General features: G+C 68.0%; 16 protein-coding genes. 5 read left to right on the top strand and 11 right to left on the bottom strand.

Annotated elements, in window-relative coordinates; translation table 11 throughout:
* Positions 1–21: 21 nt before the first annotated feature.
* Entirely contained in the window at positions 22–1344 is a 1323-nt protein-coding gene (paaK, locus tag HWX25_RS30045) for a phenylacetate--CoA ligase PaaK (RefSeq protein ID WP_059691273.1), read from the bottom strand.
* Positions 1345–1403: 59 nt separating this feature from the next.
* On the bottom strand, positions 1404–2957 hold the full coding sequence (locus HWX25_RS30040) for a 3-hydroxyacyl-CoA dehydrogenase (protein WP_175912133.1): 1554 nt from the start codon (positions 2955–2957) through the stop codon (positions 1404–1406).
* A 546-nt stretch (positions 2958–3503) separates the two neighbouring features.
* Between HWX25_RS30040 and HWX25_RS30035 the strand changes: the two genes are divergently transcribed.
* The gene (locus tag HWX25_RS30035; protein ID WP_059533841.1) at positions 3504–4592 is read left to right on the top strand and encodes an ionic transporter y4hA; all 1089 of its coding nucleotides are present in this window, start codon (positions 3504–3506) and stop codon (positions 4590–4592) included.
* 93 nt (positions 4593–4685) lie between these two features.
* Here HWX25_RS30035 and HWX25_RS30030 read toward each other — a convergent pair whose 3' ends face one another.
* Both HWX25_RS30030 and HWX25_RS30025 read right to left on the bottom strand, forming a co-directional pair.
* Positions 4686–5819, bottom strand: a complete 1134-nt coding sequence (locus tag HWX25_RS30030; protein WP_175912131.1) for a transporter substrate-binding domain-containing protein — start codon at positions 5817–5819, stop codon at positions 4686–4688.
* A gap of 20 nt (positions 5820–5839) precedes the next feature.
* Positions 5840–6610 (bottom strand): hypothetical protein, encoded by a 771-nt coding sequence (locus HWX25_RS30025; protein WP_059819245.1) that lies wholly within the window; start codon positions 6608–6610, stop codon positions 5840–5842.
* Positions 6611–6622: 12 nt separating this feature from the next.
* Between HWX25_RS30025 and HWX25_RS30020 the strand changes: the two genes are divergently transcribed.
* Positions 6623–6907, top strand: coding sequence for a hypothetical protein (locus tag HWX25_RS30020; protein ID WP_175912129.1), 285 nt, complete (start codon positions 6623–6625; stop codon positions 6905–6907).
* Positions 6908–7243: 336 nt separating this feature from the next.
* On the opposite strand, the gene HWX25_RS30015 is transcribed toward HWX25_RS30020, so the two are convergent.
* The 7 genes from HWX25_RS30015 to HWX25_RS29985 all read right to left on the bottom strand — a co-directional run bounded on the left by HWX25_RS30015 (position 7244) and on the right by HWX25_RS29985 (position 15395).
* Positions 7244–8098: an amidohydrolase family protein gene (locus HWX25_RS30015; RefSeq protein ID WP_175912127.1), complete on the bottom strand. Its 855-nt coding sequence runs from the start codon at positions 8096–8098 to the stop codon at positions 7244–7246.
* On the bottom strand, positions 8095–9117 hold the full coding sequence (locus HWX25_RS30010) for an NAD(P)-dependent oxidoreductase (RefSeq protein ID WP_175912125.1): 1023 nt from the start codon (positions 9115–9117) through the stop codon (positions 8095–8097). The genes HWX25_RS30015 and HWX25_RS30010 overlap by 4 nt, the downstream gene beginning before the upstream one ends.
* Positions 9114–10187, bottom strand: coding sequence for a LacI family DNA-binding transcriptional regulator (locus HWX25_RS30005; RefSeq protein ID WP_175912124.1), 1074 nt, complete (start codon positions 10185–10187; stop codon positions 9114–9116). The genes HWX25_RS30010 and HWX25_RS30005 overlap by 4 nt, the downstream gene beginning before the upstream one ends.
* Before the next feature lie 8 nt (positions 10188–10195).
* Complete coding sequence (locus tag HWX25_RS30000; RefSeq protein WP_175912122.1) at positions 10196–12082, bottom strand: TRAP transporter large permease subunit; 1887 nt, start codon at positions 12080–12082, stop codon at positions 10196–10198.
* A 3-nt stretch (positions 12083–12085) separates the two neighbouring features.
* Positions 12086–13114, bottom strand: coding sequence for a TRAP transporter substrate-binding protein (locus HWX25_RS29995; RefSeq protein WP_175912120.1), 1029 nt, complete (start codon positions 13112–13114; stop codon positions 12086–12088).
* 220 nt (positions 13115–13334) lie between these two features.
* The gene (locus HWX25_RS29990; protein ID WP_175912118.1) at positions 13335–14243 is read right to left on the bottom strand and encodes a LysR substrate-binding domain-containing protein; all 909 of its coding nucleotides are present in this window, start codon (positions 14241–14243) and stop codon (positions 13335–13337) included.
* Positions 14244–14426: 183 nt separating this feature from the next.
* Positions 14427–15395 carry a LysR family transcriptional regulator gene (locus HWX25_RS29985; RefSeq protein WP_059691282.1) on the bottom strand — a complete coding sequence of 323 codons (969 nt, stop codon included), beginning with the start codon at positions 15393–15395 and terminating at the stop codon, positions 14427–14429.
* 365 nt (positions 15396–15760) lie between these two features.
* On the opposite strand from HWX25_RS29985, the gene HWX25_RS29980 reads away from it, so the two are divergent.
* From HWX25_RS29980 to HWX25_RS29970, 3 genes are all read left to right on the top strand, one after another.
* Positions 15761–16936, top strand: coding sequence for an HPP family protein (locus HWX25_RS29980; protein WP_175912116.1), 1176 nt, complete (start codon positions 15761–15763; stop codon positions 16934–16936).
* A 103-nt stretch (positions 16937–17039) separates the two neighbouring features.
* A complete protein-coding gene (locus HWX25_RS29975) occupies positions 17040–17453 on the top strand; it encodes a helix-turn-helix domain-containing protein (RefSeq protein ID WP_059533862.1) in 414 nt (137 codons plus the stop codon).
* 30 nt (positions 17454–17483) lie between these two features.
* A complete protein-coding gene (locus HWX25_RS29970; protein WP_175912114.1) occupies positions 17484–19271 on the top strand; it encodes a chloride channel protein in 1788 nt (595 codons plus the stop codon).
* The last annotated feature ends 148 nt before the right edge of the window (positions 19272–19419 follow it).

Here is a 19419-nt window from a genome sequence, read left to right as displayed (position 1 = left end):
TAGAACAGGGAACGGCGAAACTCAGGCGGCCTGCCGGCGGTCGATCACGCGCCGGGCCTTGCCGGTCGCGCTCGCGGGAATGCCACCCGCGCCGAGCACCGTCACGCCCGCCGACACGCCGACCATCGTCTTGATCCGGTGCTGCAGCTCGCGTGCGATCGCCGCGCGGTCGCCGTCGGTCACGCACGCGGCGGCCTCGGAGCGCAGCTCGACCGCGAGATCGAGCCGGTCCATGTGGCCGTCGCGCGAGATCGTGATCTGGAACTGGCCCGACAGCTTCGTCTGCGCGACAACGATTTCCTCGATCTGGCTCGGGAACACGTTCACCCCGCGCACGATCAGCATGTCGTCGGAGCGGCCCGTGATCTTCGCGAGCCGGCGCATCGCGCGCGCGGTCGGCGGCAGCAGCGCGGTGAGGTCGCGCGTGCGGTAGCGGATCACCGGCATCGCTTCCTTCGTCAGCGACGTGAACACGAGCTCGCCCTCGCTGCCGTCCGGCAGCACTTCGCCGGTCACGGGATCGATGATCTCCGGATAGAAATGGTCTTCCCAGATCACCGGGCCGTCCTTCGTCTCCACGCATTCGCACGCGACGCCCGGGCCCATCACTTCCGACAGCCCGTAGATGTCGAGCGCGTCGATGCCCACGCGCGTCTCCACTTCCTCGCGCAGCGCCTGCGTCCACGGCTCCGCGCCGAAGATGCCGATCTTCAGCGACGACTCGGCCGGGTCCATGCCCTGCCGCACCATCTCGTCGATCAGGTTCAGCATGTACGACGGCGTGACGAGGATGATCTTCGGCTCGAAATCGCGGATCAGCTGCACCTGCTTTTCAGTCTGCCCGCCCGACATCGGCACGACCATGCAGCCGAGCCGCTCCGCGCCGTAGTGAATCCCGAGGCCGCCCGTGAAGAGCCCGTAGCCGAACGCGTTGTGCAGCGTGTCGCCCGGGCGGCCGCCAGCCGCGCGGATCGAGCGCGCGGTCACGTTCGCCCAGGTATCGATGTCGCGCGCCGTATAGCCGACCACCGTCGGCTTGCCGGTCGTGCCGCTCGACGCATGCACGCGCACAACCTGCTCGCGCGGCACCGCGAACAGCCCGAACGGATAGTTGTCGCGCAGGTCGTGCTTGGTCGAGAACGGAAATTTCGCGAGGTCGGCGAGCGTCTTCAGGTCGTCCGGATGCACGCCGGCCGCATCGAACGTGCGGCGATAGTGCGGGACGTTGTCGTACGCGTGGCGCAACGACCACCTGAGGCGCTCGAGCTGCAGCGCCTGCAGTTCGTCGCGGCTGGCGGTCTCGATCGGCTCGAGGGCGGCGGCGGGATGCGTCGGGTGAGTCATCGGGATGCTCCTCCAATGGAGTGATGTCGTTATCGTGATCGGGATGCGGCTGCCGGTTGCTAGCGGAACGTGCGGCCGGCCGCGTGCAGCGCGGCGATGCGCGGCGACACGCGATAGCGGTCCTCGCCGTAGCTCGCCGCGAGGTTCGACAGCACGCGATGCACGCGGCCGATGCCGATGGCATCGGCCCACGCGAGCGGGCCGCGCGGGTAGTTCACGCCCTTCTCCATCGCGAGATCGAGATCGGCGGGCGAGCACACGCCCTGGTTCACCGTGTCGGCCGCCTCGTTCGCGAGCATCGCGACGGTGCGCATCGCGACCATGCCCGGCACGTCCGCGATGCCGACGACGCGAAAGCCCGCTTGCTGAAACAGGCCGACCGCATCCGCATAGGCGGCGTCGCTGCACTGGAGCGCGCGCGTCAGCGCGACGAGCCCGGCCTGCGCGTAATCGCGCGCGAGATCGACGAGCACGAGGTCGGCCACGCCCGTTTGCGCGGCGCGCACCGTCGCGGTGCGGCCGTCGGTCAGCGCGATCGACGCGCGGCCGGCCACGGCCAGCAGTTCGTCGGCATGCGCGCCGCTCGGCCGCGCGCCCGCGATGCGTTCGGCGAAGCGTGCATGCAGCGCGGCGGCCGGGCCGTCCTGCGCGAACAGCGCGACGTCGGCCGGCGCATCGCGCTGCGCTTCGAGATCGGGCGCGGGCGGCGTCGCGCCGTCGGCATAGGAATAGAAGCCACGGCCCGACTTGCGTCCGAGGAAGCCTGCGTTCACGAGTTCCTGCTGGATCAGCGACGGCGTGTAGCGCGGGTCATTGAAGTAAGCGCGAAACACCGACTCGGTCACCGCGAAGTTCACGTCGTGGCCGATCAGGTCCATCAGCTCGAACGGCCCCATCCGGAAGCCGCCGGCTTCGCGCATCACGGCATCGATCGAGGCCGGCGTGCCGCCCTGCTCGTTCAGCACGCGCAGCGCCTCCGCGTAATACGGCCGCGCGACGCGGTTCACGATGAAGCCCGGCGTCGACTTCGCCAGCACCGGCCGCTTGCCCCACGCGACGGCCGTGTCGTACAGCGCCCGCGCGACTTCCGGCGCGGTCGCGAGCCCGCTGACCACCTCGACGAGCGCCATCAGCGGCGCCGGATTGAAGAAATGCAGGCCGGCCACGCGCTGCGGCGCGCGCAGCCCGGCCGCGATCGACGTGATCGAGATCGACGACGTGTTGGTCGCCAGCACGCAGCGATCGTCGACATGACGCTCGAGCGTCGCGAAGATCTCGCGCTTCACGTCGAGCCGCTCGGCCGCCGCCTCGACGATCAGCGCCGCGCCGGCGAACTCGGCCAGCGCGCGCACCGCGCGAATCCGGTTGCCGGCCGCCTCCGCCTGCGCCGGCTCGAGACGGCCCTTCTCCGCGAGCCGCGCGAACTGCGCGCGGATGCCGGCCAGCGCCTTGTCGCACGCGGCTTCGTTCAGGTCGTACAGCAGCACCGCATGGCCGGCCGCCGCGGCAACCTGCGCGATGCCCGCGCCCATCGCGCCCGCGCCGATCACGCCGACGACCGCCGATTGCGCCAGCGCGCCCGAATTCACCGAATGTGCAGAAGAAACAGCCATCGCTTGCGATCCGTCATGAAGTGGAAGTGCGAGCGATTATAAACCGCCCGGTCGGTAGATTTATGTCAGGGCGAGCCCGAATTTGTCGTGCAAGAGACCGTTACGGAAACTGTAAAACTCAAAAAATCGAACGATCGGGGCACTTTTTGCAAGCCGAAAGGTCAATGAAAGCATTCAAATATGAGATAGTGGCCCCCGAACGCCTGATAAAATTCGACAATTCGCCGGATTTCAGGGGGAAACCGCGTGTCACGCCGTTGCCGTCCATCGTCCGCGCCCTTTCGGGGTCGGTTCAGTCCCGCCGGCACGTCTGTCGCCACGTGCAAGCGCCCCGCCTTCGGCACTCGGTCGCATCGAACCGTTTCATCCAGCGACGGGCCTCGGCCCGCCCGCGCCCCTCGTCGCCTCACGGCGGCGAACCCGAGGCAGCGCAGTTCCGCGCTGCCGTGCATCAGCTTCATCGTCCTCGTTCGGCGGATCATCTGGCCGGGCTTCGTCAACCCGTGACGGCGCGTCGCGCGCCGCCACTCGCATAGGAAACCGTCCATGCCGCTCTCGTCCAACCAGCTCCCGCGCTGGACCCTCTGGGCCCCGCTTGCCGCATGGCTGGTACTCGCGCTGTCGCGCGTCGTGCCGGCCGAAGGCCTCGTCATCGCCGTGTTCGCCGCGGCGCTCGCCGGCGCCGTGTTCGCCGCCGTCCACCATGCCGAAGTCGTCGCGCACCGCGTCGGCGAGCCGTTCGGCACGCTCGTGCTCGCGGTCGCCGTGACCGTCATCGAAGTCGCGCTGATCGTGTCGGTGATGCTCGGCGCGGGCCCCGAGAAATCGGGCCTCGCGCGCGACACCGTGTTCGCCGCCGTAATGATCATCTGCAACGGCATCGTCGGCCTCTGCCTGCTGGTCGGTGCGTGGAAGCACGGCGAACAGGATTTCCAGGGGCGCGGCGCCAGCAAGGCGCTCGCGGTGCTCGCATCGCTGTCGGTGCTGTCGCTCGTGATGCCGAACTACCTGAACGCCGCGCCGGGCCCGTTCTTTTCGAAATCGCAGCTTGCGTTCGCCGGCGTAGCGTCGCTCGTGCTGTATGGCGCATTCGTATTCGTGCAGACCGTGCGCCACCGCGACTACTTCCTCACCGAGCATGACAGCGCGAACGAATCGGTGCACGCGGCGCCGCCGAGCAGCCGTACCGCGCTGATCAGCCTCGTGCTGCTGTTCGCGAGCCTCGTCGCGGTCGTGCTGCTCGCGAAGCTGCTGTCGCCGGCCGTCGAGCATGCGGTGATGAAACTCGGCGCGCCGGAAGCGGCGGTCGGCATCGTGATCGCCGCGCTCGTGCTGCTGCCCGAAGGGCTCGCGGCCGTCACCGCCGCACGCGCGAATCGTTTGCAGACCAGCATGAACCTCGCGCTCGGCTCGGCGCTCGCGAGCATCGGGCTCACGATTCCGACCGTCGCGGCCGTGTTCATCTGGGTCGGCCAGCCGCTCACGCTCGGCATCGGCGCGATGGAAACCGTGCTGCTGTCGCTGACGCTGCTGGTCAGCACGCTGACGCTCAGCCAGGGACGCACGACGGTGCTGCACGGTGTCGTGCATTTGTCGCTGTTCGCGGCCTACCTGTTCCTGTCGATCACGCACTGATGCAAAACGGCGCGCGGCATGGCGAAAACGATTCGCCATGCCGCGCGCCGTGCTTCATCTTCCCCGCTTCACCTTCTTCGCTTCACGCCGCGCCTATCGGGCCGGAATCACGAGATGTTGGCCAGCCAGGATCAGGTTCGGGTTCGCGAGGTTGTTGCGGCGCTGGATCTCGCGATAGCGCTGGCCGCTGCCGAGCTTGCTCGCCGCGATCATGTTCAGCGTGTCACCCGCCTTCACCACGTACGTCTTTTCGCCCGACGCGGCCGCGGTCGTCATCGTCTGGTCGCTGACGAAGTACTTGCGCAGCAGGTCCAGATACTGCGGCGACTGCTTGAGCTTCGCGATCGCGGCGTTCAGGTAGATCAGCAGGTCCTGGTCGTCGGCACGCACGCCGATCTTGTACGCGATGTTCGAGCCGTCGAGCTTGGTCACCGCGAACTTCAGGTCGGTGCCCTTGATCGAGCTGACCGCGAACGGATAGTCGTAGATGAACGCGTCGACCGCATGGCCGTCGAGGCTCTTCGCGATGAACGCCGGGTCGGAATCGTCGACCTCGACGAACCGGACGTTCGGATACTGGCGCGTGACGAATGCACGCACGTCCGGGTCGCCCTTCAGGATGCCGACCGTCTTGCCGGCCAGATCGTCGGCCGAGCGGATCGCGGAGCCTTGCCGTACGATCAGCGAATAGCCGAAATCGTCGACGTACGGCACCGAGTAGACGACGCCCGCCGGCGTGTTGTCCGGGAAGGTCAGCCCGTCCATCGCGACGTCGACGACATGGTTGCCCTTCGCGTCGGTGTCGAGCAGTTGCTTCGGCACGCCCGGGTACGTGTCGACTTCGTGACGCGTATCGACGACGACCGGCTTGCCGCCGTGCGAGAACGACGGATCCGAGAACAGCAGCCGCGCGAATTCGACGTTGAAACCGTGCGGCGCGCCCTTGTCCTCGCCGAAGAACGGCTCGCTCGGGTTCTGCACCGAGACTCGCACGACGCCGTTTTCGGCGATCGATTTGAGCGTGCTCGCCTGCGGCGTGAAGCCGGCCGGCAGCACGTTGCCCGACGTCGACGGCTGCGCGGGCTGGCCTGCGCCACCTGCCTGCGCGGATGTCGCGCCGGGCGCCGCATCGTGCGCGGGAATCAGTGTCGACAGGCCGCCCTGGTAGACGATCCATACGCCGACGAGCACCACCAGAAACACGACTGCACCGAGAAGTTTTTTCATGGTTGCGTGCCTGCGGGAAGTTATTGTTGTTTCGACGGTAATGCAGCGGCCTGTGCCGCATCGGGGCCGGGCACGGGCGTGCCGTTCATCGCCGCCTGCTGTTGCGCCTGCTTGACCTCGGGATTGTCCAGCAGCGACGTCTCCATTTCGGAGAACGCCTTGTTCACCGAGCGCATCACCGAATCGACGGCCACGTCGGTCTTGATCTGCTCGAACGTATCGGCCGACTGCCGGCCCGCGAGCTTGTTCATGTGCTGCGCCGCCTGCGACATGTCCCACATCGCCTTCGCGCGATCGATCGCGGACGCGAAATTCTTCAGTTCCGTCTGCACCTGCTTGTAGCGGCTTTCGCGAAACGCGAGCAGCTGCTTCATCGTGTCGAGCTGCGCGCGAAAGCGTGGCGCGTCGTCCGGATACTGCTTCTCGAACAGCTCGGTCTTGTCCCCGAAGTTCTTCACTTCGGTGCGAAACGCGGTGATGCTGTCCGCGAATTTCTGCGCCGCCTGGCGCTTTTCCGCGAGCTGGTTGATGAGCGTCTCGATCGGATTCGACTGCGCTTCCTCGACGATCATCTTCACCTTCTGGTTCGCGAACTTCATCGCCACGACCGGCGCGAAATAGATCGCCCCGAGGCCGATCACGGCCGCCGTGATCAGCGCGATCATCCCCTTCAGGATGAACAGCGCGGCCGGTGCCGCGATCGCGACGCCGGCGATGATGATCGCCCATTTGATCAGCTTTGCCTTGCCACTCCCCGAACTGCCGTTTGCTTCATTCGAAAGCTGCGACATGAGTTTTTCTCCTTGAACCTCGAACTGAACTGCGTGCGTAAGCTGCGTCTTGCTCAATCGAAATGCTTCGGACTCCGGTGCCGCCGCGCGCGCGGGACGGTCGACGGCACGATGCGTGAATGCGTGGCGGCGGCGTCACGAGACGCCGGTGTAAGCGTCATGCGCGATACGGTATTCGGGCGCGACAGGCTGACGCGCGACGCGGCGGCGCCGATCGGCACCGCTCATCGTCACGGCAGGCGCGCGAACGGGAAAGTGTACCGATGCGCGGTACGAAACGGGATGACGGATACGTGACGCGACGGGCGTCGGGAAAATCGTGATTCCGGCAGGCCGGTGGCTGCGGCGCCGGGATTCCGGTACGAGTGCGTGAAGGCTCATCGTTGTTCTTGTGCGCGTCGCTGATGCAGGAACGCGCGGCCAGCGCGCCCCGCTCCAAATGCACGCACGTATCCTGCGCCGACCGGCATGCAGCGTCAAGCGGTCGGCGCGGTGCGTTGCCCGTTCGCGATCGAAAGCATGCGCGGCACGTCAGCTTTCCGAACAGTAAGGATGTTGCCGGTGCCGCGACGCGTCGCGCTCGGTCGAAATTGATGTCGATCGAAGCGCGGCCCGCGGCCGGTCGCCGGGATGTTACGTCTCGACGCCGATCGCGGCGTCCGCATCGAACCCGTACAGCACGGCCGGATTGTCGACGAGCATCGCGCGGCCGACCGCCTCGTCCGCCGCGCAGGCGTGCAACCAGCCGAGCAGGTGCGCATCGTTGGGCACCGGCGACGCGTTCGGATGCGGCCAGTTGCTACCCCACACGCAGCGCGCCGAATGCTCGCGCGCGAGCACGGTGGCAAGGCGCGCGACGTCGTCGTAACCGGGCGCACCGGATCGCGAAGTCTCGTAAGGCGCGGACAGCTTCACCCAAACGTGGCCGCGATCCAGCAGGCGCCGCAACGCGACGAACGCCGGCGCATCCGGCGTCACCGGCGTCAGGAACTTGCCCGTGTGATCGACGACGACATGCGCCGGCAACGACGTCAGCATCGACTCGACGTCGGGCAGCGTCCGGCCATCGAGCTGCAGGTCGATGTGCCAGCCGAGCGGCGCGATCCGCGTGGCCATCTGCTCGAGCTCGTCCCATCGCGCGACGCCGCCCGACAGCGTCATGAACCGCACACCGCGGATGCCACTTGCGTGCAGCCGCTCGAGTTCGGCGTCCGGCACGTCGACGGGCAACGTCGCGACGCCACGCGCCTGCGGGCCGAGCGCGGCCAGCGCATCGAGCGTGCAGCGGTTGTCGAACCCGTAACCGGTCGGCTGCACGACGACCACGCGCGCGAGGCCGAGCGCCCGCTGCACGCGGCGATATGCGTCCACCGGTGCATGCGGCGGGCGGAACGTCGCCGTCGGTGCGAGCGGATACGCATCGTCGTAAATATGAATATGGCAATCGCAGGCGGGCGACGGCTGCGCGCCGGTGCGGTCGTGCGTCATCGTGCGCCCGGTGCGGCGGATGCGTCGGCCGATCGCCAGCGTGCGAGCCGCGTCGCGTGCGCGGCGTTGACCGCGCCGTTCGGCACGCGTGCGTCGAGCAGCGCGGCGAGTTGTTCGACCGTCTCCAGTGCCTGATGCTCGACTGCCGGCCGCGTCAGTCCGCCGATATGCGGCGTGGCGATCACGCGCGGATGCGCGGCGAGTGCGGGCGTCGGCATCTGGTCCGTCGCGCGGCCGACATCGAGCGCGCAACCGGCCAGCCGACCGCTGTCGAGCGCGTCGGCCAGCGCCCGCTCGTCGACGAGCTCGCCGCGCGACGCATTGACGAAGCACGCGCCCGGCTTCATCGCGGCGAACGCGCCCGCATCGAACAGGTTCGCGGTGGCGGGCGTCGCCGGCGCGAGGCACACGACGTAATCCGCGTCGCGCAGCAAGGTCGCGCGGTCGACCTGTTCGATCGACGGCGTGTCGACCCGCACGTACGGATCGCACACGAGCACGCGCATCCCGAACGCCGTCGCGATCGGCGCGAGATGGCGCGCGATCTGTCCATAGCCGACCACGCCCAGCGTGCCGCTGCGCAATTCGCGGCCCATCCGCGGCAGCGGCGGCGTGCCGCGGTGGTACGCATCGGCGTACGCGCCGATACCGCGCGCGAGGTCGATCATCGCGCCGATCACCCACTCCGCGACGGCCGGCCCGAAACCGGGGCTCGCCTGCGTGACCAGCACGCCGAATTCGCTCGCCGCGTCGACGTCGACGGTACGAATGTCGACCGCGCAGCGCAGGAACGCGGCGAGCGCGGGCAGCCCCGCGAACAGCGCGCGCGGTGCCGGCGTCTGCCGGTACGCGATCATCGCGTCGCATCCCTGGGCGGCGGCGATCAGCTCGTCCGAGCCGAGCTCGCGGTCGAGCGGATTGCACGTGACGTCCGCGATCGCCTGCAGCGCGCGCAGCGCCTTTGCACCGAAGTAGTAATCGAGCATCCCGGACGGATGGGTCACGTAGACGCGCGTCATGCGGGGGCTCCGTCCGATTCGACCGCACGTGGCGGCGGCGCGACCGACGCGCGCTCGACGAGCGTGACGCCCGGGAACACGCACTGCCCGGGCTCCGACGGGTCGCCGTCGTGCCGCATCACACGCCGCACCATTTCCGCGGCCATGTCCGTGACGGGCAACTGCACCGTGGTCAGCGCCGGCCACGAGATCGCCGACAGGAAGTGACCATCCATCCCGACGACCGATACGTCGTCCGGCACGCGCAACCCGCCGTCGCGCAGCCCGGCCATCAGGCCCAGCGCGAACAGGTCGTTGACCGCGACGATGCCGGTCGGCCGCGCCGGATCGGCCGCGAGCGCGGCGCCGAGCGCACGCCCGACCTCGACGATCACCGCGTCGCCGTATTCGTTCGCCGGGCCGCCGTCGAGCACTTGCGCATCGGCGCCCGCGTCGCGCGCAGCCGCGAGAAAGCCGCGAATCTTGTCGCTGCGGCTCACGGTGACGCCGGCCACCGTCGCGAACGCGAGCCGCGTATGGCCCGCGGCGACGAGACAGGCGGTCGCGAGCCGCGCGGCCGCTTCGTTGTCGGCCGTCACGTGATCGACCTTCGATTGCTCGCCGGGCGTCGCGCGGCGGTCGTAGCTGACGACCGTCATCCCGCGTTCGGCCGCGCGTTCGAGGTGGCTTTCGTCGGCGAGCGACGAGATCACGATCACGCGCCGCACGCCGTGCGCGAACAGGTCGTCGAAGAACGACGCCTCCTTGCCCGCGTCGCGGTACGTGTTGCCGATCAGCACGCGATGGCCGTACTGCTCCTGCGCGCAAGCCTCGATCTCGCGCGCGATGTAGCCGTACATCGGATTCGCCATCGACGGCACCAGCAGCCCGACGAGCGGCGTCTGCCCGGTCTTGAGCTGGCGCGCGAGCGTGCTCGGCCGGTACTGCAGCGCATCCATCGACGCCTTCACGCGTTCGAGCGTCTCCGGCTTCATCTGATCGGTGCGGCCGTTGAGCACGTTCGAAACCGTGCTGACCGAAACAGCCGCATGACGGGCCACGTCCTGAATCGTACTCATGTCGTCTTGCAATGAACGGGCTACAGGCCGAAACGGGCCGGCAGCCACAACGAAAACGCCGGTGCGAAGATCAGCGCCACGAGGGCGACCGACAGCACCAGCAGGTATTTCACCATCGGCCGCGCCACGCGCGCGACCTCGGTCCCCGTGATCGCGCAGGTCGTGAACAGCCCGAGCCCGACGGGCGGCGCGAACAATCCGAACCCCATCGCCACCACCACGACCGTGCCGAAATGCAGCGGGTTGATGCCGAGCTGCAGCGCGATCGGCGCGAGCAGCGGCCCGAAGATGATCAGCGCGGGCGCGCCTTCGAGCACGGCGCCGAACACGATCATCAGCAGCGCCGCCAGCAACAGGAACGCCGTCGAGCCGTACTGATGGGCAAACGCCGTCATTGTGCCCGAGACGAGCGCGGGAATCTGCTCGATCGACAGCGCGAACGACACGCTCGACGCCGCCGCGACGATGAACAGGATACCGCTCGCCATCGACGCCGCGCGGACGAACACGCGGCCGACCGAGCGCCAGGTCAGCTCGCGGAACGCCGCCCAGCCGACCACCAGCGCATAGACCACCGCGAACGCCGACACTTCCGTCGACGTCGCGATGCCCGACGTCACGCCCTTGCCGATCATCGCGACCATGATCAGCGCGACGAGCGCGCCGCCGGCGAGCGGCAGCCACGCGCGGCGTTCGACGAATACCGCGTCGATGTCGATCCGGCGTCCGCAGATCACGGTCACGACCGCCAGCGACGCGGCGAGCACGGCCGCCGGCACGATCCCCGCGACGAACAGGCCGGCGATCGAGATGTTCGCGACGAAGCCCATGATGATCATGTTCACGCACGGCGGAATCGTCTCGGCCATCACCGCGCTGCACGCGAGCAGCGCTGCGGTTTCGTCTGGATCCTGCCGCGCGCGGCGCACGGCCGGCATCACGACGCCGCCCACCGCCGCGATGTCGGCCAGCTTCGAACCCGACACCCCGGAAAAGCACGCCGTCGCGAAGATCACGATCAGCCCGAGCCCGCCGCGCACGCGCCCGAAGATCCGCAGCAACAATTCGACGAGCCGCGCGGACATCCCGTTCGACTCCATCAGCAAGCCGGCCAGCACGAAGAACGGCACGGCGAGCAGCACGAAGTGATCGGCGCCGGCCATCACCTGCTGCGAGTAGACGAGCAACGGCAGCGTCGGATCGGCGAGGAAGTACAGCAACGCCGAAAACGCGAGCACGAAGCCGATCGGCACGCCCAGCACGAGCCCGCCGACGAAGCCGGCGACCAGCAGCGCCCCCGGCGCGATCGCGTGTTCGGGCCGCAGCGCGTTCCAGCCGTACACGGCGCCCGCGAGCACCGCGCAGCAGGCCAGCGTGCCGAGCACGCGGCGGCGCGGCGCGTTCAGCGCGTTCGCGAGCGCGAACACGCTCATGAACAGCGCGCCGAACATCATCGGATACACGTTGATCCAGCCCGGCAGGCCACCGGTCGTCAACTGATCGTACGAGTCGCCGAGCAACTGCCACGACGACGCCAGCAGGTTCAGCGACACCGCCGCGACGATCCAGTGCCCGATCTGCACGAGCGCGCCCTGCCAGCGTGCCGGCAGCCAGCCGCGGAACAGGTCGATGCCGACGTGCTGGCTGCGGCCGAGCACCGTCGCCGCGCCGAAGAACACCAGCACGATCATCAGCGCGCTCGCGACCTCCTCGGCCCAGTCGACCGGATCGTGCAGGAAATAACGGAAGACGACCGACACGAATACGACCAGCACCTCGACGGCCAGCACGGCGGCCGACATGTATTCGATCCAGCGCATCGCCGCATCCAGCGCACGAGCGGCGGCGCGCACGGGACGGCCTGAGGCAACGGCCGGCACGACGCTCGAAACGGAACCGGTATCCATCGCTCAACCCCGCGCGGCGGCGATCGCCGGAAACAGCGGCGCGGTAGCCGGATACTGCTTCGCGAATGCCATGTAGAGGCGGTCGTGCATCGCCTGCCGCAGCGCCGCGCGCTCGGCATCCGCCATCGGATGAAACGTCATCCCGTGCTGCTTCAGTGCCGCCTCCGCCTGCTCGGCCTTCTGCGCCGCGATCGCGCGCTGCTGCGCGGTCGCGTCGGCCACCGCGCGGTCGAACGCCGGGCGCAGGTTCGCCGGAATCCGCTCGAGCGCGCGCCGCCCCATCACGACGGTCATCGCCGCGAACACGTGGTGCGATTGCCAGCACGACTTGACGATCTCGTCGAAGCGGCTCGCGAGCACGGTGGCCGGATCGTGCTCGAGCCCGTCGACGACGCCCGTCTGCACGGCCATGTAGAGCTCGCCGAACGGAATCGGCGTCGGCACCGCACCCATCACCTTGAAGGTATCCATGAAGGCCGGCGTCGGCAGCACGCGCAGCTTCGTGCCCTTCACGCCCTGCAGCGCCGTCACCGGCTGCTTCGTGAACACGCAGCGCCCGCCGAAGTGCGAACCCCACGTCAGCACGGAACAGCCCGCGCGCTTTTGCAGCAGCGCGTTCAGGCTGGCGCCGACCTGGCCGTCGAGCACCTTCGCGAGGTGCGCATAGCTGTCGAACAGGTAGCCGAGATCGAGCATGCCGAGTTCCGGCGCGACCGTGGCCCAGATCGACGAGCCCGCGATCATCATGTCGATCGCGCCGATCTTCACCTGCTGCGCGACGTCGCTTTCCTTGCCGAGCTGGCTGTTCGGAAAGTAGTCGACCCGGATCGCGTCGCCGACGCTCGCCTTCAGGTTCGCCGCGAGACGCTCGTACCACACGTAGTGCGCGGCGTTCTGATCGGCCGGCATCGACGACGAGCAGCGCAGCGTCACGGTCTGCGCCGCGCGGCCGATTTCCGGCAAGCCGCCCGCGACCGCGAGCGTGGCGGCGGATGCCGTTTGCAGAAAGCGCCGCCGGGTGAAGGTAGTCATGGCCGTCTCCTTTCCAATCGCGTCTTCCGACACGACTGTATCGATTTAGTGTATCGATACAGTAATACGACGACCGATGAGTGAGAAATGAGGGTTTTCCCGTGACGGGCAGGTGGAAATTTCGGGCCGAAGTGCCATGCGGAGTTGGCGTATTTCGGTCTTTCCGGCCCGTGGCGCACGTCAGGCGTGCCGGCAGATATCGTCAGACAACTGACTTTTTCTAAACGACGACGCCGTCCGCCCCGTCCGTCAGAAACTGCCCGACCATCGCGTTGAACACCGGCAGCGCCGGATTGTCGTTGTCCGCGCGCCACGCGAGATACAGCTCGGCCGCCACGTCGACGCCCGCGAGCGGCCGGAACACCACGCCGTCCACATGCAGCTCGCGCGCCGACGCCGGCACCAGCGCGGCACCCAGCCCGGCACGCACCAGGCCGAGGATCGTATGCGTCTGCCCGACGTAATGCAGGTAATTCGGCAAGCGCCCCGCACTGGCGAACATCCCCGAGATCATGTCGTGGAAGTACTTGCCCTCGTTCGGCGAATACGCGATGAACGGCTGCCGGTCGAGCTCGTCCGGACCGATCTGCTCGTACGCGGCCAGCGGCGCGCCCTGCGCGACCGCGACGAGCATCGGCTCGCGCTGCACGAGCCGGTATTCGAGCGGATGGCGCGCCGCGCGCTGGCGCACGAAGCCCGCGTCGAGCATGCGCGACGCGAGCGCGTCGATCTGCACGGTCGACACCATTTCGCGCAGCTCGACATCGACGTCCGGCAGCGCGTGCGCCGCATGCGCGAGCAGCTCCGGAATCATCCGGTATGCGCTGACGGCCGTGAAGCCGAGCGTGATGCGGCCAGCCCCGCCGTGCGCGACGCGCTGCGCGGCCTGCTCGGCCCGTGCGGAAAACTCGAGGATGTGCCGCGCATCGCGCAAGAAGCGCTCGCCGGCCGCGGTCAGTCTGACTTGCCGGCTGCTGCGTTCGAGCAGCGCGATGCCAAGCGCATGTTCGAGCAACTGGATCTGCCGGCTGAGCGGCGGCTGCGTCATGAAGAGCCGCTTGGCCGCACGGCCGAAATGCAGTTCCTCGGCCACGGCGACGAAGCAGCGAAGCTGGTTCAGCTCAATCATTCAAATCTTGAATCAATCGATAGTCTCTTGATGGTAGACCGATATCGATATGATTCCCATACTCGGTTGCAGCCGATGCGCGGCCCGCGCCGCGCACGCCGACCGAGGCCTTCATGACCGTCGCTCGCCGGCCGCTTCGACCGGATTCGGGTCACGCCGCACGCATGACGCCCGGCGGCGGCATCACGCGCGCTGGCGCGTGCCCGGCGTCGGCGCGACCGCGAGCCGGTCGAGTTCGCGCAGGTCGTTCTCCAGCGCGGGCGTGAGCGTCGTGCGCAGATGGTCGAGGAAGGTGCGGATCTTCGCGTCGAGATAGCGGCGCGTCGCATAGACGGCATACACGCTGACCGTCTGCAGCCGGTACTCGGGCAGCACGCGAATCAGCCGCCCTTCGCGGATGTCGTCGAGCACGGTGTACAGCGCGACGCACGCGATGCCGCGCCCTGCCCGCACAGCGACGCACAACGCATCCGGCACGTTGACCTGGAACGGCGCCGGCTGCAGCTCGTACACCGTTTCCTCGTCGTCGCCGCGCTCGAGCCGCCACTCGCTGGCCGGCGATGCGGGCGTATCGAGGCGCAGGCACACGTGGTTCGGCAGATCATCGGGCGTGGTCGGCGTGCCATGCCGCGCCAGGTATTCGCGCGATGCAACCAGCACGCTGCAACTCGTGCCGCAAGTCTGCGCGACGTAGCCGGAATCGGGCAGCTGCGACGCGGTCACGATCGACACGTCGTAGCCTTCCTCGACGAGGTTCGGCATCCGCTGCGCGAGCGTCAGCTCGATCGACACGTCCGGGTTGTCTTCCTGGTAACGCACGATCGACGAGACGACATGACTCTGCCCGAGCCCCGTCATCGCATGGATGCGCATCTTGCCGCTCGGCCGCAGCAGCGCGTTGCGCGCCTCGGCGTTGGCGTAGTCGAATTCGGCGAGGATCGATTTCGCACGCTCGAAGTAGCGCTCGCCGCTTTCGGTGAGGCCGAGATGGCGCGTCGTGCGATGCAGCAGCCGCGTCTGTACGTGAGCTTCGAGATTCGACACCGCGCGCGACACCTGCGCGGTGGTCGCATCGATTTCTTTGGCGACCGCGGTGAAACTGCCGGCTTCGACAACGCGCACGAACAGGCGCATGTTTTCGAGCATGTCCATTGAATTGGCTTGGGGAGTATCGGTGGAGGAACGTCGGCGGCGCTCGCGTCAGACGGGAATCGGGGCGTGCGCGCGAACCACACGCAAGCGATCACCATGCCGGGGAACGGGCGGGAGAGCGGGCATCGCGTGCGTGGTTGTGGCATATCGGGGGATTCGGTGGCCCGAATTGTACGCCGCCGCAGGCAAATTTGCGCGATCGCCGCGCCTCCAGGCTTTCATCGGATGAAAGGTTTTTGCAAGACGAATACGTCGCACGCTCGCAACGTATTGATGCGGCGCGACAATTTGTATCACAACGCGATATAATTTGCGCCTTCCTTGCGCTGAGTCATCCGCGCCGTCCTTTTTACCGCTTATCGTCCATGTCGTCAGGCACCTCCCCGTCGCGTCGCACATTCCGCCAATGGCTGCACAGCTTCATTCCCCATCCGATGACACTCGGCTGGCGCGAGCGCATGCGCTCGTGCGCGGGTGCGCTCGTCGGCATCGCGACGGTCGGCGTCACGATGCGGCTGCTGCCCGGCGTGCCGGGCCTCGTGCCGCTGCTCGTCGCGCCGATGGGGGCGTCGGCGGTGCTGCTGTTCGCGGTGCCCGCGAGTCCGCTCGCGCAGCCGTGGTCGATCATCGGCGGCAATCTGGTGGCGGCGACCGTCGGCGTCGCCTGCGCGCAGTCGATCGCCGATCCGATCACGGCCGCCGCGGTTGCGGTCGCCCTCGCGATCGGCGGCATGTTCGTACTGCGCTGCGTGCACCCGCCGTCGGGCGCGGTCGCGCTGACGGCCGTGCTCGGCGGCCCCGCGATCCACTCGCTCGGCTTCGGCTTCGTGGTCGAGCCGATCGCGCTGCAATCGGCGATCCTGCTGTCGGCCGCGCTCGTGTACCACGCGCTGACGGGCCACCGCTATCCGCACGGCGGCGTGCGTCCCGACGCGAAGCCGCAAGGCGGCAGCGCCGCGCCGGCACGCGGCGGCTTCACGCGCGCCGATCTCGACGCCGTGCTGAAGCGCCGCGGCGAATGGCTCGACGTCGATCCGGACGACCTCGAAATGCTGCTGCGCGAAACCGAGATGCAGGCGTATGCGCGCACGTTCGGCCAGCTCACGTGCGCCGACCTGATGACGAAGAACGCGATCGAAGTCGCGCCATCGACGTCGGTCGCGGCCGCGCTGACGCTGCTCGACCGCCATCGCGTGAAGGCGCTGCCCGTCGTGGACGGCGACGATCGCCTGATCGGCATCGTCACGCGCGCCGACCTCACGCGCCAGCTGCGCCGCCCGGCCCCGCTGTGGCAACGGCTGGCCGCGCGCCTGCCGCAGTCGTTCGGCGGTCGGCCGCCCAGCGTCGCCACCGTGATGACCCGCGACGTCGCGTCCGTGCCGCAGACCCTGCCGATCACGGTGCTGGTGCCGCTGTTTACGCATTCGGGTCACCATCACATCCCGGTCGTGGACGCATCGCGACGGCTCGTCGGCATCATTACGCAGACGGATCTCGTCACGGGCCTGTACCAGCAGACGCGGATGCTCGAAGCCGCGTAACGCCGACGAACATAAAAATGTGCTCCATTTCGCTGAAAATCGTCCATTTATATCATGTTGTGATATATTTTGCGTTACCGAAACTGCTGCCCGACCGACCGCAATGACCGATACCCGACGCGCGCTGACCAAAGGCGATTTCCAGCAACTGTCCGAATTCCGCTACCAGATGCGCCGCTTCGAGCGCTTCTCCGAACGCGCCGCGCAAAGCGAAGGCGTGACGCCGCTGCAATATCTGCTGCTGCTGCACATCAAAGGCTACCCGCATCGCGAATGGGCCACCATCGGCGAACTCGCCGAACGCCTGCAGGCGCAGCATCACGGCGTCGTCGCGCTGGTGACGCGCTGCGAGGCGCTCGGGCTCGTGAAGCGCAAGACGAGCGAAGCGGACCGCCGGCAAGTCGAGGTCCATCTCGAAGAAGCCGGCGAGACGCTGCTCGCCCGTCTCGCGGCCATGCACCGCACGGAACTGAAATCGCTCAAGGGCACGTTCCAGGTTCCGCAGATCGATTTCTGACCCAGGCTTTACCGACCTTCCCCTACTCCGATGAACGCACCACACAAACGCGATTTCTCGACCAACGAATGCCTGCCCAGGATCGCGTTGCTGGCTGCCGGGATCGGCGTGCTCAGCACGCTGGCGGCGTTCGTGCTGTTGAGCCTGATCCACCTGTTCACGAACCTGTTCTTCTTCCAGCAGTTCTCGTTCGCCGATCGTTCGCCCGCCCACAACACGCTCGGCGCGTGGGTGATCGTCGTGCCGGTGATCGGCGGGCTGATCGTCGGATTGATGGCGCGCTTCGGTTCGGAAAAGATCCGCGGCCACGGCATTCCCGAAGCGATCGAGGCGATCCTGTTCGGCAAGAGCCGCATGTCGCCGAAGGTTGCGATCCTCAAGCCGCTGTCGTCCGGCGTCGTGATCGGCAGCGGCGGCCCGTTCGGCGCCGAAGGCCCGATCATCATGACGGGCGGCGCGCTCGGCTCGCTGATCGCGCAATGCGTGCACGTGACCGCGGCCGAGCGCAAGACGCTGCTCGTCGCGGGCGCGGCCGCCGGCATGACCGCCGTGTTCGGCACGCCGGTCGCCGCCGTGCTGCTCGCGGTCGAACTGCTGCTGTTCGAATGGCGTCCGCGCAGTTTCCTGCCGGTCGCGCTCGCGTGCGCGGTGGCCGGTTTCGCCCGCGCCGTGTTCTTCGGCGTCGACCCGCTGTTTCCGTTGGCCACCGCATCGCCGACGCCCGTCGCGCTGCTGTCGTGCATCGTCGCGGGCCTGCTGTCGGGCATGCTCGCGTGCGGCCTGTCTGCCGCGCTGTACCGCGTCGAGGACACCTTCGCGGAGCTTCCGGTGCACTGGATGTGGTGGCCGGCGCTGGGCGCGATCGTGATCGGCGTCGGCGGCTGGCTCGAGCCGCGCGCGCTCGGCGTCGGCTACGACGTGATCGGCGACCTGCTGCACCAGCATATCGCGCTGAAGATCGCGCTCGCGCTGCTGATCGTGAAGGCCGTGATGTGGGTGATCGCGCTCGGCTCCGGCACGTCGGGCGGTGTGCTGGCCCCGCTGCTGATGCTCGGCGCCGGCCTCGGCACCGTGCTGTCGCCGGTACTGCCCGGCGGCGATCCGGCACTGTGGCCGCTCGTCTGCATGGCCGCGACGCTCGGCGCCACGCTCGGCGCGCCGCTGACCGCGATCGTGTTCGCGTTCGGCCTCACGCACGACGCGAACGCGCTGCTGCCGCTGCTCGCCGCGACGCTCGTCGCGCACGGCTTCGCGACCGTCGTGATGAAGCGTTCGATCATGACGGAAAAGATCGCGCGCCGCGGGTATCACATCTACCGCGAATACGGCGTCGATCCGCTCGAACGCCACGACGTGGCCGAAGTGATGACGCCAGCCGACGCGCTCGTCGCGATCGACGGCGCCACGACGCTCGATGCGGTCGAGTCGCAGTACTTCGGCGCGAAGCAGACGCACCGTGCATACCCGGTCGTGCAGAACGGGCGACTCCTCGGCATCGTCGATCGCGCGACGCTCGACGCGCAGCGCGCGCAAGCCGGCCCCGGCGCCGTGCTCGCGAGCGCGTTCGCCGAGCGCGTGCCGGCCGTCGCGCAGGCGCACGAAACGTGCCGCGTAGTCGCATCGCGACTCGCGCTGCTCGGCCTCGAACGCCTGCCGGTCGTCGACGATCCGCAATCGCTGCGCATAACCGGCATCGTGTCGCGCAGCGACTTGATCAAGCCCGCGCTCCAGCACTTCGACGACGAACAGAAGCGCGAACGCTTCCGTCCCGTCGTACCCGTCAACCTGCGCGACGCAGGTATACGCAAGGCCGGCTGACACGTACCGCGCGCGCCGCCGCGAGTACTTTCCAAAACCAAAAGGAGCCTGGCGGGAGCGGAGTACTTGGAGCTGGATGGTCGTTAAAGGAAGCTGCATTTTAGGGTACGGGGAGTCTCGGTTGCGAAGGGGAAGCCGTGAAGGGCGT

The sequence above is a fragment of the Burkholderia sp. BCC1640 genome (assembly GCF_902833125.1).
Classification (GTDB): domain Bacteria; phylum Pseudomonadota; class Gammaproteobacteria; order Burkholderiales; family Burkholderiaceae; genus Burkholderia; species Burkholderia diffusa.
This window is presented reverse-complemented; position numbering and strand designations above follow the sequence as displayed.